At 60.2% G+C, this 14,280-nt stretch carries 15 protein-coding genes; 5 read left to right on the forward strand and 10 right to left on the reverse strand.

The window, feature by feature from the left end:
* Positions 1–25: 25 nt before the first annotated feature.
* From ACQK2L_RS11960 to ACQK2L_RS11970, 3 genes are all read left to right on the forward strand, one after another.
* A complete protein-coding gene (locus ACQK2L_RS11960; RefSeq protein WP_425397201.1) occupies positions 26–808 on the forward strand; it encodes a 3-ketoacyl-ACP reductase in 783 nt (260 codons plus the stop codon).
* Between the two features lie 131 nt (positions 809–939).
* Positions 940–1,572: a bifunctional 4-hydroxy-2-oxoglutarate aldolase/2-dehydro-3-deoxy-phosphogluconate aldolase gene (locus ACQK2L_RS11965; protein WP_425397202.1), complete on the forward strand. Its 633-nt coding sequence runs from the start codon at positions 940–942 to the stop codon at positions 1,570–1,572.
* Between the two features lie 137 nt (positions 1,573–1,709).
* The gene (locus ACQK2L_RS11970) at positions 1,710–2,810 is read left to right on the forward strand and encodes a PfkB family carbohydrate kinase (RefSeq protein WP_425397203.1); all 1,101 of its coding nucleotides are present in this window, start codon (positions 1,710–1,712) and stop codon (positions 2,808–2,810) included.
* 43 nt (positions 2,811–2,853) lie between these two features.
* Here the strand turns inward: ACQK2L_RS11970 and ACQK2L_RS11975 are convergent, their stop codons facing one another.
* Complete coding sequence (locus tag ACQK2L_RS11975) at positions 2,854–3,675, reverse strand: hypothetical protein (protein WP_425397204.1); 822 nt, start codon at positions 3,673–3,675, stop codon at positions 2,854–2,856.
* A gap of 119 nt (positions 3,676–3,794) precedes the next feature.
* On the opposite strand from ACQK2L_RS11975, the gene ACQK2L_RS11980 reads away from it, so the two are divergent.
* A complete protein-coding gene (locus ACQK2L_RS11980; RefSeq protein WP_425397205.1) occupies positions 3,795–4,301 on the forward strand; it encodes a DinB family protein in 507 nt (168 codons plus the stop codon).
* A gap of 29 nt (positions 4,302–4,330) precedes the next feature.
* Entirely contained in the window at positions 4,331–4,915 is a 585-nt protein-coding gene (locus ACQK2L_RS11985) for a DUF6940 family protein (RefSeq protein WP_425397206.1), read from the forward strand.
* A gap of 7 nt (positions 4,916–4,922) precedes the next feature.
* On the opposite strand, the gene ACQK2L_RS11990 is transcribed toward ACQK2L_RS11985, so the two are convergent.
* The 9 genes from ACQK2L_RS11990 to ACQK2L_RS12030 all read right to left on the reverse strand — a co-directional run bounded on the left by ACQK2L_RS11990 (position 4,923) and on the right by ACQK2L_RS12030 (position 14,273).
* Positions 4,923–6,740: a biotin/lipoyl-containing protein gene (locus tag ACQK2L_RS11990; protein WP_425397207.1), complete on the reverse strand. Its 1,818-nt coding sequence runs from the start codon at positions 6,738–6,740 to the stop codon at positions 4,923–4,925.
* 105 nt (positions 6,741–6,845) lie between these two features.
* The gene (locus ACQK2L_RS11995; RefSeq protein WP_425397208.1) at positions 6,846–8,090 is read right to left on the reverse strand and encodes a sodium ion-translocating decarboxylase subunit beta; all 1,245 of its coding nucleotides are present in this window, start codon (positions 8,088–8,090) and stop codon (positions 6,846–6,848) included.
* Between the two features lie 60 nt (positions 8,091–8,150).
* Positions 8,151–8,480 (reverse strand): OadG family protein, encoded by a 330-nt coding sequence (locus ACQK2L_RS12000; protein ID WP_425397209.1) that lies wholly within the window; start codon positions 8,478–8,480, stop codon positions 8,151–8,153.
* A 154-nt stretch (positions 8,481–8,634) separates the two neighbouring features.
* On the reverse strand, positions 8,635–9,429 hold the full coding sequence (locus ACQK2L_RS12005) for a biotin--[acetyl-CoA-carboxylase] ligase (protein WP_425397210.1): 795 nt from the start codon (positions 9,427–9,429) through the stop codon (positions 8,635–8,637).
* Positions 9,430–9,441: 12 nt separating this feature from the next.
* Positions 9,442–10,917: a rhamnulokinase gene (locus tag ACQK2L_RS12010; RefSeq protein ID WP_425397211.1), complete on the reverse strand. Its 1,476-nt coding sequence runs from the start codon at positions 10,915–10,917 to the stop codon at positions 9,442–9,444.
* Positions 10,914–11,174 carry a hypothetical protein gene (locus tag ACQK2L_RS12015; RefSeq protein ID WP_425397212.1) on the reverse strand — a complete coding sequence of 87 codons (261 nt, stop codon included), beginning with the start codon at positions 11,172–11,174 and terminating at the stop codon, positions 10,914–10,916. The genes ACQK2L_RS12010 and ACQK2L_RS12015 overlap by 4 nt, the downstream gene beginning before the upstream one ends.
* A 67-nt stretch (positions 11,175–11,241) precedes the next feature.
* Positions 11,242–11,436: a hypothetical protein gene (locus ACQK2L_RS12020; protein ID WP_425397213.1), complete on the reverse strand. Its 195-nt coding sequence runs from the start codon at positions 11,434–11,436 to the stop codon at positions 11,242–11,244.
* Between the two features lie 14 nt (positions 11,437–11,450).
* Entirely contained in the window at positions 11,451–12,908 is a 1,458-nt protein-coding gene (locus ACQK2L_RS12025; RefSeq protein ID WP_425397214.1) for a purine-cytosine permease family protein, read from the reverse strand.
* Positions 12,909–12,926: 18 nt separating this feature from the next.
* Positions 12,927–14,273, reverse strand: a complete 1,347-nt coding sequence (locus tag ACQK2L_RS12030) for an L-rhamnose isomerase (protein ID WP_425397215.1) — start codon at positions 14,271–14,273, stop codon at positions 12,927–12,929.
* Between the last annotated feature and the right edge of the window lie 7 nt (positions 14,274–14,280).

A 14,280-nucleotide genomic window follows, 5' to 3' on the forward strand; every position in this document is an offset into this window, starting at 1 on the left:
TTACTATTCACCATTCGATACTGTCATGAACGAGCAAAACAGGCGTGTAGCTTTAGTGACTGGGGGCAGCCGGGGGATTGGGCTGGGAGTGGCCAAGTGTTTGGCTGCGGCCGAGTTCGACGTGGTGATCAACGGTCGCCGTGCGGCGGACGACGTCGCCGAGGCCCTTGCGGAACTCGAATCGCTGGGCGCGGCGACGCTCTACTGCCAGGCGGACATCGGCAACCTGGAAGACCACGCGCGGATGCTCTCTGAGATTCGCGATCGGTTGGGGCGGCTCGACGTGCTGGTGAACAACGCTGGCGTCGCGCCCGACGTGAGGTCCGATCTGCTCGAAGCCACACCCGATAGCTTCGACCGCTTGATCACCATCAACCTCCGCGGACCGTACTTCCTCACCCAAGCGGCCGCTAAGTGGATGATCGAACAGCGACAGGCGGACGCGGAGTTCCAAGCGGCGATCATCAACGTTTCGAGCGTGAGCGCCACCGAAGCGTCGATTAATCGGGGCGATTACTGCATTTCGAAGGCCGGCGTGGCGATGGCCACGCAACTGTGGGCCGCGCGGCTGGGCGAATATGGCATTCCTGTGTTTGAGATTCGCCCCGGCGTGATCCGCACCGACATGACCGCCGGCGTGACAGATAAGTACGACAAGATGCTGGCCGAAGGACTGACCGTCGAGCCCCGCTGGGGCGTGCCCGAGGACATTGGCCGCGCGGTAACCGTGCTGGCCACGGGGCAGTTGACCTACGCCACCGGCGCGGTGCTACCAGTCGATGGCGGCATGACCGTTCGCCGCCTGTAGATAGAGTTCCTCCAATAACTCCGACAACTCTGATGAATCTTAACACGTACACCGACTACGACATGCAGGCGGTAGGACTCGTCTTGTCCCATGATAAGCCCTAAACGCATTCAGCAATCGAGAGAGAATCGATGAGCAGTCAGATCAATGAAACGCTGAAGCAGCACCGACTGGTGCCTGTAATTGCACTCGACGATGCTTCGCAGGCCAACCCGTTGGCCGATGCGCTGGTGGCCGGTGGACTGCCGGTGGCCGAGGTAACGTTCCGCACGCCGGCCGCGCTGGAGTCGATCCGCCTGATGGCCGAACGAGGCGACCTCCTGGTCGGCGCGGGCACCGTGCTCACCACCGAACAGGTCGATCAGGCGCAAGCCGCCGGCGCGAAGTTCCTGGTGTCGCCCGGTTTCAATCCCCGCGTGGTATCGCATGCCTTGGCGATCGGCATGCCGATCTGCCCCGGAGTTTGCACTCCCAGCGACGTGGAACAAGCCATCGAGCACGGTTTGGAAGTGGTGAAGTTCTTTCCCGCCGAATCGTTCGGCGGCCTCTCGACGCTCAAAGCCATCGCTGCCCCTTACCGGCAAATGCGCTTCATCCCCACTGGCGGCATCGGCCCCGCGAACGTAACCGATTACTTGGCATTCGACCGCGTTGTCGCCTGCGGCGGAAGCTGGATGGTCAAACCAGCGCTCTATGCAAGCGGCGACTTCAGCGGAGTCGAGAAAGCGGTTCGCGAAGCTGTGGAGTTGGTGAGAAGTACGTGAGTAGGTGAGTAGGTGAGTAGGTGAGTAGGTGAGTAGGTGAGTAGGTGAGTAGGTGAGTAGGTGCGAATGAACCATTCGTAAGCCAATAGCCGACGAGCTACGCCTCGTCGGTCAACCAGACAAATAAATAGAAGACGATGAGCAAACTCGAAATCAAATCGGCGGATGCATGTGCCTACGATCAGGTCTCGCTGGGCGAGGTCATGTTGCGACTCGACCCAGGCGAGGGCCGTGTCCGCACCACGCGACAATTCCAAGCCTGGGAGGGCGGCGGCGAGTACAACGTCGCTCGCGGGCTGCGGCGGTGTTTCAGCATGCGAACGGCCATCGTTACAGCGCTCGCCGATAACGAAGTCGGCCGATTGGTGGAGGACCTGATGCTGCAGGGCGGGGTCGATCTCACCTACCTGCGCTGGGTGCCGTACGACGGAATCGGCCGCACGGTGCGCAACGGGCTGAACTTCACCGAGCGGGGCTTCGGCATGCGCGGCGCTGTGGGGTGCAGCGACCGCGGACTCACCGCCGCTTCGCAACTCAAAGCGGGCGACATCGATTGGCAAACCATCTTCGGCACGCGCGGCGTACGCTGGTTCCACACCGGCGGCATCTTTGCAGCGCTCTCCGACACCACGCCCGACGTGGTGGAAGAAGCCCTCTCCATCGCCAAACAGCACGGCGTGGTCACCTCGTACGACTTGAACTACCGCCCGTCGCTGTGGAAAGCGATCGGCGGCCAAGCCCGCGCTCAGGAAGTCAACCGCCGCATCGCCAAGCTGGTCGACGTGATGATCGGCAACGAAGAGGACTTCACCGCGTGTCTTGGCCTCGAAGTTGCCGGCGTTGATGAGAACCTGAGCGAACTGCCGCTGGAAGCGTACAAGCGAATGATCGAGCGGGCGGTCGACGAATACCCCAACTTCCGCGCCACGGCCACCACGCTCCGTACGGTAAAGTCGGCCAGCGTGAACGACTGGGGCGCGCTCGCCTGGTACGACGGTAACTTCTATGAGGCCACGCACCGCGAGAACCTGGAGATCCTCGACCGCGTCGGCGGCGGTGACAGCTTCGCCTCCGGATTCATCTACGGCATGATGACCACCGGCGATCCCCAAACCGCGGTGGACTTCGGCGCCGCCCACGGCGCACTCGCCATGACCACCCCCGGCGACACCACCATGGCAACGCTCAAGGAAGTGGAGAAGCTGGCTGGTGGAGGCTCGGCGCGGGTGGATCGGTAAGCCGAGTCGATCCAGTCATGCTCGCCAGGCAGACCAGAGGTCGCTACCAGTCTCGCCACTCGTCGGCCAAGTCTTCGTGCGCACCGAGCCCGCACGCGTGTACTAGCATCTCAAACTCCTCACAGATGTCTTCGCGCTCGATAGTCAAGACGAAATGATCCAGTTCTTCGTCAAGCCGATTGAATCTTTCGATACATTCTTGAAGGACAGCTAATCGTGCTGATTCAGTCGCGGCAGTGCCAAGTTCAATGAGTTGCTCTACCGTTTCCTGCATAATTTGACGTGAGCCAAGTATTGCTTTCTTGGCTGGGTAGTCATCCCAATGTTCGAAGAACTGACGGTTTCGTAGATTCTCAAGCGTTGTGGCTTCGAGACGCGCTTTTCGCGCTTCGCATTCACGTTGACGTTCTTCTTGCTGCTTTATGGCCTTAAGCTTACCCGCTTCCAGCACAGATTCGCGATCGTTATCCCACTGCCACTGAGCTAGCGATTGGATCTGTGCCGACAGCCACCCGCTGAACGCATCACATTCGAGGTTCACTTCTTCAGCGGAAGGTTCGACGATCCCTATTGGAAGGAAATCAGAGGGCGGAGGCTCAGAAACCCAATAAACGTCGGGTTCGTTTTCCCAATTGTGATGCGTCTTAAGCAAGATGGGGCGCAATGCCACGTCTTGTGGAGCGGGAACTATATCGCCAATCCATGCGGAAGTAGCCACAAGCACGCTCTCAGAACCATGCCATTGGGTCTCTTCGGGAGTTGCACGACGCAGTACTCGACAAACACTGTAACGTCCGTCTTCTAGAGGTACCGCGAATGCAGCCCCTGCAGTTGGCAATAGAACTTTGGGATTCTTTCGGCCCATCTTTCTCCTCCTGCAGTTCAGACTTGCCACGCACCAAGTATTGACGACGTGGTGTACTTATGTATCATCTGTTTGTTGCGAGATCTACTAGCAAAACAAAACTTCGATAGGAACAACCCATGTCCTACGCCCAAACGATTCTACCCGAGTTCGACCAGGAGATGGCCAACACCCGGAAGATATTGGAGCTCGTGCCGGACGACAAACTCGACTGGAAGGCAACAGAGACGACACTTTCTATTGGTGGGAATGCCAGTCATATGGTGAACTTGCTCACCTGGACGGGGATGACGCTCGAGAGCGACTCGTTCGACGTCCACCCCAAAGGGAGCGAGCCGTACAAGACGCCTAGTCTGAAAAGCAACCAGGAGATCCTCGCTTCGTTCGACAAGAACGTCGCCGCAGCCCGCGCGGCGATTGAGAAGGTGGACGACGAAGACATGATGAAGCCCTGGTCGCTGCTAAAGCAGGGCGAGGTGATGTTCACCATGCCCCGCGCCGTGGTGATTCGCTCGTTCGTAATGAATCACACCATCCACCACCGAGCGATCCTATTGACCTACTTGCGGCTCAACGGAATCGCGGTGCCTGGGATGTACGGGCCAGGGGACGAAGCGGCGGGGTAGGTCAAGCAAGACTGAACGAGAAGATCGGCATGTGGACTGAAGACGTCGCCCGTCTGGATGCGGGGTGCCAGAAGATCGCGCTGTCTTGTGATGGCCGCCCTGTAACGGTGCGCGAGTTTTACGAGGGACTCGCTGCTCACGAGGAATGTCGCAACGCGTTCTCGACGCTCGTGACGTCGTTTGGCTATCGCGCGGTGCGCTGGGAAACTCCGCCGTTGGATCTTTCAACGGCCGATCAGCCTTTTGAATGTGTGGTGCTCGACAGTCCGGGGCTCGATCGCCCCGCGTCGCGGACGGCGTTCCGGGAGTTCTTTGCCAAGACTTGGCCCGACGATGTGGCCGTGTTCAAGAACCTGAGCGGCGACGCGACGCTCGTCGTGCCTTGTCCCGTGGGCGACGACTCGGCTTATTGCCACTTGGCGAGTTTTCTTCGCGAGGCGCCCGCGGAGCAAACCGACGCGTTGTGGAGGGCGTTGGCTACAGCCGTGTTGAACCAACTAACCGACAAGCGGATGTGGGTAAATACGGCAGGGGGCGGGGTGCCTTGGTTGCACGTACGACTCGACTCGCGGCCGAAGTACTATCGGCACGCTGCGTACAAACGGATGGCGTGAAGGTAACCTAGCCCAGGATGGCCAGGTCCTGCCCGTTGGCGATCTGCTCGCCGGGCTGCACCATGACTTCCTTGACGATTCCATCGCAGGGCGACGCGACCGGCACTTCCATCTTCATTGCTTCGAGGATGAACAGCGCTTGGCCCGACGAAACGCGGTCGCCGGGATTCACCTTGGCCTTGAGGAGTACGCCCGGCATTTGCGCCTTCACGGTGGTCGTCGCGCCGGAATCAGCCGGGGCAGCACTGTTGCCACCGCCACCAGAACGGGGAGCGAGCGAAACCTGATATACGTTGCCGTCGACCACCACGTTGTTGCCGTTGAACGCCAGGAAGTAGTCCTTGCCGTCGACAGTGACCGTGTACTCGGCAGGCTGGCCGGGCGGGGGTGGTGTGGCGACTTTGGCCGCTTCGGCCTCCTTGTCGACCTTCCGCACGCCGAACTCACCTTTGCCCTCAAGAAACGCCAGGCCTTTGTCCTTGCAAGTGGCGACGATGAATAGGTTCTCGTCGGTTTCCGGCAGGTTGTTCTCTTTCAGTTTCGCTCGGGCTGCTTCGAGTCCCTTGTTGGGATCAGCGTCGTTGCGCTCCAGCGGAGGATCGGTCGTCGGCTCGAGCTCCAACTGCTTCGACGCAAGCTCCACGATTTTTGGATCGGGCGGAACCGGAGTCTTACCGAAGTAACCCAGCACCATTTGTCCATAAGGCTCGGCGATCTTTTCCCACGGGCCGAACATCACGTTGTTGAACGCTTGCTGGAAGTAGAACTGCGAGACCGGTGTGACCGACGTGCCGTAGCCGCCTAGGCGGACCACTTCGCTCATTGCGCGGATCATGTCGGGATACTTTTCCATGATGCCATTGTCACGCAGCATCTGCGTGTTGGCCGTGAGCGCACCGCCGGGCATGGGGCTCCAGGGGATCAGCGGCTCGACGGCCACCGCTTCGGGCGGCAGGAAGTAGTCGGACATGCACTCTTTGAAGATCTCTTCCGCTTCGCGAACCTTGTCGATGTCGACATCCAGTTCGTACTCGCTGCCACGCAGGGCGTGCCACATTACCAGCACGTCGGGCTGGCAAGTGCCGCCGGAGCAGGGGGCCAGCGACAGATCGATGGCGTTCGCACCTGCGTCGAGCGCCGCCTTGTTCGCCAGCACGCTCACGCCGGCCGTTTCGTGCGTGTGAAAATGAATGTACGCATCGGCCGGCAGCATCTTCCGCGCCCGCTTGATGGTCTCGTACACCTTCGAGGGCACAGCGGTGCCGGAGGCGTCTTTGAAGCAGACCGCGTCGTACGGGATATCGGCGTCGAGAATCTTCTGCAGCGTGTCGGCGTAGAAATCGGCATCGTGCGCGCCTTCGCAACCCGGTGGCAGCTCCATCATGGTCACGACCACCTGGTGCAGCAGTCCGGCGTCGGCGATGCACTGGCCGCTGTAGATCAGGTTGTTTACGTCGTTCAGCGCGTCGAAGTTGCGGATGGTGGTGATGCCGTGCTTCTTGAATAGCTCGGCGTGCATCTTGATCACGTCGCTCGACTGCGATTCGAGCCCCACTACGTTCACACCGCGCGCGAGGGTCTGCAGGTTGGCGTCCGGTCCCGCGGTCTCGCGGAAGGCGTCCATCATGTCGAACGCGTCTTCCTGGCAATAAAAGTACAGCGACTGGAACCGCGCACCACCGCCTGCCTCGAAGTAGTCGATCCCCGCGTCCCGAGCTGCCTCGAGCGCCGGCAGGAAGTCCTTGGTCAGCACGCGAGCCCCGTAGACGGATTGAAACCCGTCCCGAAACGCGGTGCACATGAAGTCAACTCTTTTCTTAGTCACGAGAAGCTCTTTGAAAGGTTATCCCAGGACTCAAGTTGGGAATTATGGATTTATCTGTTGTCCCTGGCATCGATGCCGGGGCTATCTACGCATCTACCTACTCACTCAATTCCCCAACACACTCCAGAGCACGCCGGCGGCAACAGCCGAGCCGATTACGCCGGCTACGTTGGGGGCCATGGCATGCATCAACAGGAAGTTGTGCGGGTCTTCTTTTTGTCCCACCATCTGCACCACTCGCGCCGAGTCGGGTACGGCCGACACTCCAGCAGCGCCGACCAGCGGGTTGATCTTATGCGTGAGGAACAGATTCATGAACTTGGCAAACAGCACGCCGCTGGCCGTGGCAATGGCGAACGACAACGCGCCGAGGCCGAAGATCATCAGCGAGTCGCGCGTCAGAAACCGGCTGGCGTCGGTGCTCGCGCCGACCGAAAAACCTAATAGGATGGTCACGATGTCGATCATCGCCGTCCGGGCGCTATTGGCGAGCCGCTCGGTCACGGTGCTTTCCTTTAGCAGGTTGCCTAGAAACAGCATGCCGATCAGGACGATGGAGCCGGGTGCGATCATCGTGCAGATCAGGAACGCAGCGATCGGGAAGATGATCTTCTCGCGACGCGACACGTGCCGCGGCGGCTTCATGTGGATAAGCCGCTCTTCGCGGGTGGTGAGCAGTTTCATGATGGGCGGCTGAATCACTGGCACCAGCGCCATATAAGAGTAGGCAGCAATGGCGATTGCACCAAGCAGGTTTGGCGCCAGTTTGGAAGCAAGGAAGATAGCAGTTGGCCCGTCCGCCCCTCCGATGATGCCAATGGCGCCGGCTTGATCGGGCCTAAAGCCAAGGTAAAGCGCGCCGATGAGCGTCAGGAAGATGCCCATCTGCGCTGCCGCGCCCAAGAGCACGAGCTTGGGGTTGGAGAGCATCGTGGAGAAGTCGGTCATCGCCCCGATGCCCAGAAAGATCAGCGGCGGGAAGATACCTTGGCTTACACCGAAATAGATGTAGCTGAGGACGCTGCCAGGGTTGTACTTTACTCGCTCGCCGACCGTCTCTGCCGACCCGCCGTCTGGGATCGCGTTGCCTCCTTCATCCAGCCGCTCGGTGAGCAGTTGGCCTTCTTCGACGACGATGCCACCCACGTCATAAACGCCGAGCGCCATATCGGCAGTAGTGGGGATGTTACCGATGAGGATGCCGAATCCGATTGGCACCAGGAGCAGTGGTTCGTAGTCCTTGATGATTGCCAAAGAGATGAACACCAGCCCAATCAAAATCATGCCGGCGTTGCCCCACGTCATGTTGGCAAAGCCAGTGGTATCGAGAAACTGCTGGAGGATATCCATCTGGTCGGGCTTGCTGGGTGCGAGTGGTGGGCGGTGACGAAGGAGGATCGACGAGGGAACTTACTTGGAATTGCTGAGCGTCTTTTGAAACTCGGTATGCAAGACCATGCCAATGGCCGCGACGACTTTTTCTTGGTCCAGCGGTGTTTGTTCTTCGGGAGTAGGCGGCGCGTGGTGGTGGCTATGGCCTTTGGGAAGGATCGGGTCGAGCCACGCCAGCAGCGTGGGCACCGAAGCAATGAACAGCGTGATGAGGACCAATGCCAGAAAGACAATGGTCATACCCATCAGCGAGATGGCGATGCCGTTGCCATCGACCACTGCCTGCCAACCATTCTTCGTTGTCTCGTTCGCTGCTTGCGCGAGTAAGACGCCGGTGGATAAGGCCATTTCCTGAACTGCCGCCACGTGGTCGATCCCGTTGGAAGGTGGTAGTTGCGTGTGATTCGAGTGCTCCAAGCCCCCAAGCGACTCGGAATTCCCTGGCACTAGAACCACTAGGATAGTCGCCCGCCGTGCGAATTTGAATCCGGGCAAGGGGTGATTATCGAAAACCGATGACCACCCCGCCGTATAGCTGCTCGACGCCGCTGGAGGTTCGCACGCGGAGCGCGCCGTCGTCGGCCAGACCCTCGCAAACGCCTGTAATTTTCTGGCGGGGCGTTTCGACCTGGACGTTTCGGCCGGTGAGCAACGATCGGCCGCGCCAATCGCTGGCGAGCGTTGGATCGCCTCGCTCGAATCGCGCAAGCTGAACTTCGATTTGCGACAAACACGCCACTAGCACCGCCGTCCGATCGAGAGACATTCCACTCGTCGGCAGCACGTCGCACATGGCGATCGCGGCTTCACGCAACTCCTCGGGAGCACTGTTCGCAGAGTTGTTCACGTTCAGGCCAACGCCGACCACCAGCCGAGGTGGCGTGCCGCTGGGCAGTTCGATGAGGATTCCCGCTACTTTGCGGCCGTTGAGGAAAACGTCGTTGGGCCATTTCAGGGCGATGTCGCCTTGCGCGAATTGCTCTACCGCTTCGCAGATCGCCAGGCCCATGGTGAGCGACACCTGCGGCAAGTGGGCAGGGGGGACCGTTAGCGGACGGGTGAGCACCGACCAAGTGAGCGCGCCGGACGCAGACCACCAGCGATTCTGCCCGCGACCTCGCCCTCCGGTCTGGCGTTCGGCGATGAACAATTCGGTCAGTGGCTCAGCGGACCGCGCAGCGTGGGCGAGTGCTTGTGTGTTGGTCGAGTCGGTCTCGTCGAAGAAGTGAACTCGCTCGATGCCGGTTTCCTGCGTCACCCGCGCCAGGTCGATTGGTTCGCAGTCGTTGTCGAGCATCGCGAAGTTCTCTTAGCGGGCCGTTGGCAAGGCGGCGAAGCGTGCTTGCGCCGCGCTCCACGCTTCGCGATTCGATGGTTCGTAGGTTTCGATGCCGAATGAACTCCGTACGACCCGTCGCAAGGCTGACAGGTCGTCGAGTTGCCCCAGCGCGATGGCTTGGATCAACAGGTTGCCGATGGCGGTCGCTTCCACGGGGCCAGCCAGCACCGTCCGTCCGGTCGCGTCGGCGGCGAACTGATTGAGCAGCTTGCTCTGACTCCCCCCGCCGACGATATGCAGCTTGCGAATCTCGCGGCCCGTCAGCGTTTGAAGCGTCTTGAGCATCTGGCCGTACATGAGCGAAAGGCTCTCGAGAATGCACCGCGCGAACTGACCGGGTGTCTCTGGCGCAGCTTGGCCGGTCTCCTGGCAGAAAGTGGTGATGGCCGTCGGCATGTGCTCGGGCTGCAGGAATCGTGGATCGTTCGGATTGATCAACGATCGAAACGGCTCGGCTTCGGCAGCCAAGTTGTTGAGTTCGGCGTAGTCGAGCGTTTGGCCTTCGCGCTGCCACGCCCGACGGCACTCTTGCAGCAGCCACAAGCCGATGATGTTCTTAAGGAACCGAATGGTGCCGCCGTAGCCGACTTCGTTGGTGAAGTTCTCTTCGCGAGCTGTGTCGTTCACGAGTGGCTGTGGCAACTCCACCCCAATCAACGACCAGGTACCGGAACTCAAGTACGCCCAATCGTCTCCTTCGGCCGGCACCGCGGCCACCGCGGCGCCAGTGTCGTGCGAGCAAGTGGCGATCACTTGTGTGGTGTTGAGGCCGGTTTCATCCTGCAGTTCCGCGGTCAACGGGCCGAGCTTCGTGCCGGAGCCAGCCAGTTCGGGAAACGCGTCGCGTCGCAGCCCGCAAGCTTCGATCAGCTTGGTGGACCAGTCGCCGGTGGCGGGATTGTACATCTGCGTTGTGCTGGCGAGGCTGACTTCGCACTTGGCGACATCGCTGAACAAGTAGTTCAGGTAGTCGGCGATGGGAAGGAACTGCGTGGCGACCTGCAGCACCTGGGGGCTTTGCTGCACATCGGCCAGCAGTTGATAGATCGTGTTGAGCGGCATGAACTGGATGCCGGTCTCGGCAAAGATGGTCTCGCGGCCGATGGACTGTTGGGCTGCTTCGTACGTGGTGTTGGTGCGCGGGTCGCGGTAGTGATGCGGCAGCGTAAGCATCGGCTGACCATCGCCGAGCCAGACATAGTCGACGCCCCACGAGTCAACACTCACGCCGGCTGGTTGAACGCCGCGCTGCGCGATCTGTCGCAGGCCTTCTTTGAGTTGCTCGAAGATGCCGAGAATGTTCCATCGCATCGTGCCGGCAATGCGGACCGCGTGATTGGCGAAGCGATGCACTTCGTCGAGCGACAGTCTGTCGCCTTCGAGCGTGCCCAGAATCACACGGCCGCTCTCGGCGCCCAGGTCGCAAGCGATGTAATGGTGCGTCATGGCAGTTGTTTGCGCCGCTTAAGTAACGAGTCGGTTAGGTTCAATTTTCTGAAGAGTGCAATTGCCAGTGCAACTGGAACTACAACCAATGCCGCAGTGCCGATATAGAAGCCGACAAAGTCCATGGTGGTGTGCGGTCGATTGGCGTGGTCCAGGGCTTCTAAGGCAAGCAACCACTTGGCCATCGGCAGCCAGACGGCTACCAAGGCCATCGCCAAGATCAAGTGCCAAACGCGAAATCTCAGGTTAGCAGGCATAGCTAGGATTGCTCCGGCCTTCGGCAACAATGGCTGCCACAGCTACTCAGGTTTTGTCTGGCGGATGTCAGATTTGCACTTCGGCGTCGTCGACTTTTGGCGTGCGGTCCATCCACAACGGAGCCGTAGCGAACCACGCGACCGTGCCAACGATTGCCGTCCAACCTACCACATCGTGCGAGAGCGCCCCAGTCAGGTACAGCAGGCTCGGTACGAGCGTAGCGGCGAGCGCGACAAGCGAAACTAGTTTCAGTACTTTCACGTTCGATTCTCCGCTCAGTTAGACGCCAATTCATCAATCCGCGGCACCGGCCGCTGGGTGAACTTCGACAACACCAGGTACAGCACACCGCAAGCAATCCAGCAGGGGATGACCATATAGGCGGGGAAGACCTTCTCATTCTCGTAGATGAGTCCGGGCACGTATATAAATGCTAGCCCGACTGCTACGGGCAGCGCCCAAGCGAGCAACACCGCCACGTTGAATTTCGAGTGAGCGTGCGTCGCGTACTCGTCGGACAAGCCAAACTTGCGCATCAAGTAGAAGTCGACGAAGATCACCGCGCCCATCGGCCCCAAGACGGTGCCGTACGTTCCAACGAAGCCCAGCAACTGCCCAGACAGATTAGGAAACGCTCCGGCAACGGTTGCAACACCGCCGGCAAGCAGAGTCATCCTGACACGAGAACTATTCGGGAAGATGCCCTGAAACGCCAGTCCTGCACGGTAGATCGTGGGATTGGCCGTGGTCCAGCCGGCGATAATTACGCACAGGATGCCAGTCCACCCTAGTGCCTCTGAGGCAAGCCAACCGGGGTTGGCCACCACCTTGCCATCCTTGTTGAGTAGAGCTTCGAGGTGGCCTGATTGCTGACCTAGTTTAATGGCCGCTGCCAGCATCAAGGCGGCTGCAATCCAGGCCATGTAATGTCCGAGAAACATGCCGATCGACGGCGCCCAGCCAGACGACTTATCGCGGGCGAAGCGGAAGATTGACAAGTCAGCCATGCCAAAATGCATCGCGCCGTTGCACAGCCAAGCGAAGACGACGATTTGCCAGAAGCTGAAACTCTGCGGATCGCGTTCTTGAACAAAGCCCACGGCGCTATCCCAGTTACCCAATAGCGAGCCCCAGTCGCTCACGCCCATTTGAGCGAGCGATACCAATCCGCAAGCAGCGAAAATGGCGATCATCCAAGGCGCGGCGATGTTTGCCACGCGGGCGACCATCTCGTAGCCGGCGGCCGCAATCACGGCGATCACTGCACCTACGACAAACACCAGCAAAGTGAATGAAGGCTTGCCCAGTCCGTACCATTCATCTGGCACCGCGAACTCAACGCCCAGCGGAACTCCCGTTGCCGTGGCCGACACGGTGATCATTGCTCCTGCCAAGAAACAGAACAGCACTCCATTTACGGCGTTATAGAGCTTGACCACCGAACCGCCTGCGATGCGCTCGAGTTGATAGTAGAGCGTCATTCGCTTGGCCATCGCGATTGGTGTTACCAGGAACCGCCACGTGAGCACCGCCAGAATGTTGCCCAGCAGCAGACCAACGATGAGATCTTGCAGACTCGCGCCCGCTCCCAGGAACAAGGGGCCGATCATGAACTCGGTGCCGGCGGCGTGCTCGCCTGCGTACATGCCCCAGAATTTGCCGGGGCCCTTGAGCGCGGATTCCGGCACCGGCTCGCGTTCGAACTCCCCGCCTGTCGATTGCTCTTCCGCCATGCAAGTTTCCTCAGCAGACTAGAGGGCGGCCGGCTTTGCCGACCGATGGATGAGTGTACTCTTCTCGTACTCGCGAACTTGCTCCAGCCAGTCCATGCCGACCGGCACTCCTGACTGCAAACAATAGTAATCCCAAACCGCGCCCAGCGGCAGAGTCTTTATCTCTTCCATCAGGGCCAGCCGGGCCGTAAAGTCACCCTGACTCTCAAACTCACGCAGCTTGTCGGTCGGCTCGAGCAGCGCTGCGAGCAACGCGCGGATCATGTTACGCGTGCCGATGGCCCATGCGGCGATGCGGTTGATACTGGCGTCGAAGAAGTCGAGGCCGATGTGCGTGCGATCAAGGTAGCCGCCGCGGACCAGTTCCGTAGCGATAGCGAACAGTTCCTCGTTCAGCGTCACTACATGGTCGCTATCCCAGCGGACGCCTCGGCTGACGTGCAGCAGCAGTTCCGGCACGTACGTGAGGACCGACGAGATCTTGTCGGAGATCGTCTCGGTGGGGTGGAAGTGTCCTGCGTCGAGGCACAGCAGCTTCTGGCGCGTGATGGCGTAGCCGAGGTAGAACTCGTGCGAGCCGACCACGTAGCTCTCCGACCCGATGCCAAACAGCTTGCACTCCACCGCATCGAGGTTCTCGGTGGGGTCAATCGGTTCGGCAAACACCGCATCGAGCGACTCGGCCAATCGCTCGCGCGGCGCTTTGCGATCGGCCGGAGTGTCCTTCATGCCGTCGGGAATCCACGAGTTGGTCACCGCCGGAGTGCCGAGCGCGGCACCCATGGCCGCACCGATTTTGCGACTGACCCTGCCATGCTCGATCCAGTAGCTGCGCACCGTCGGGTCGGGATGCGAGAGCGTCAGCCCGTCGGCGGCCAGCGGGTGAGCGAAGTAGGTGGGATTGAAATCGAGCCCCAACTCTTGATCTTTGGCCCAGTCGATCCAGCCAGTGAAGTGTTCGGGGCCGATCTCGTTTCGCTCGGGCACATGGTCGCCGAACTCGCCGTAGATGGCGTGCAGGTTCAAGCGGTGCTTGCCTGGAATTAGCGAGTAGGCTTGCTGGAGATCCGCGCGCAACTCGTCGGGCGTGGTGGCTTTGCCGGGGTAGTTGCCGGTTACGGCCAGACCGCCGCCAAGTTCGTCGCCCGACTGCTCGAAGCCCGCGACATCGTCGCCCTGCCAACAATGCAGCGAGATGGGAATCCGCCGCAGCCGCGCGAGGGCCTCCTGGGTGTCGACGCCCAACGAGGCATAGAGGTCGCGGGCCAAGTTGTACGATTGCTCGATACGTTGATCGCCGGAAGGCATGGAAGAATCCGCCAAGACGTTGAAAGTGAAGAGATGCCGCCAGTTGGAATTTGGCATTCTAGCC

It is taken from the genome of Aeoliella sp. (assembly GCF_965227375.1).
GTDB lineage: Bacteria > Planctomycetota > Planctomycetia > Pirellulales > Lacipirellulaceae > Aeoliella.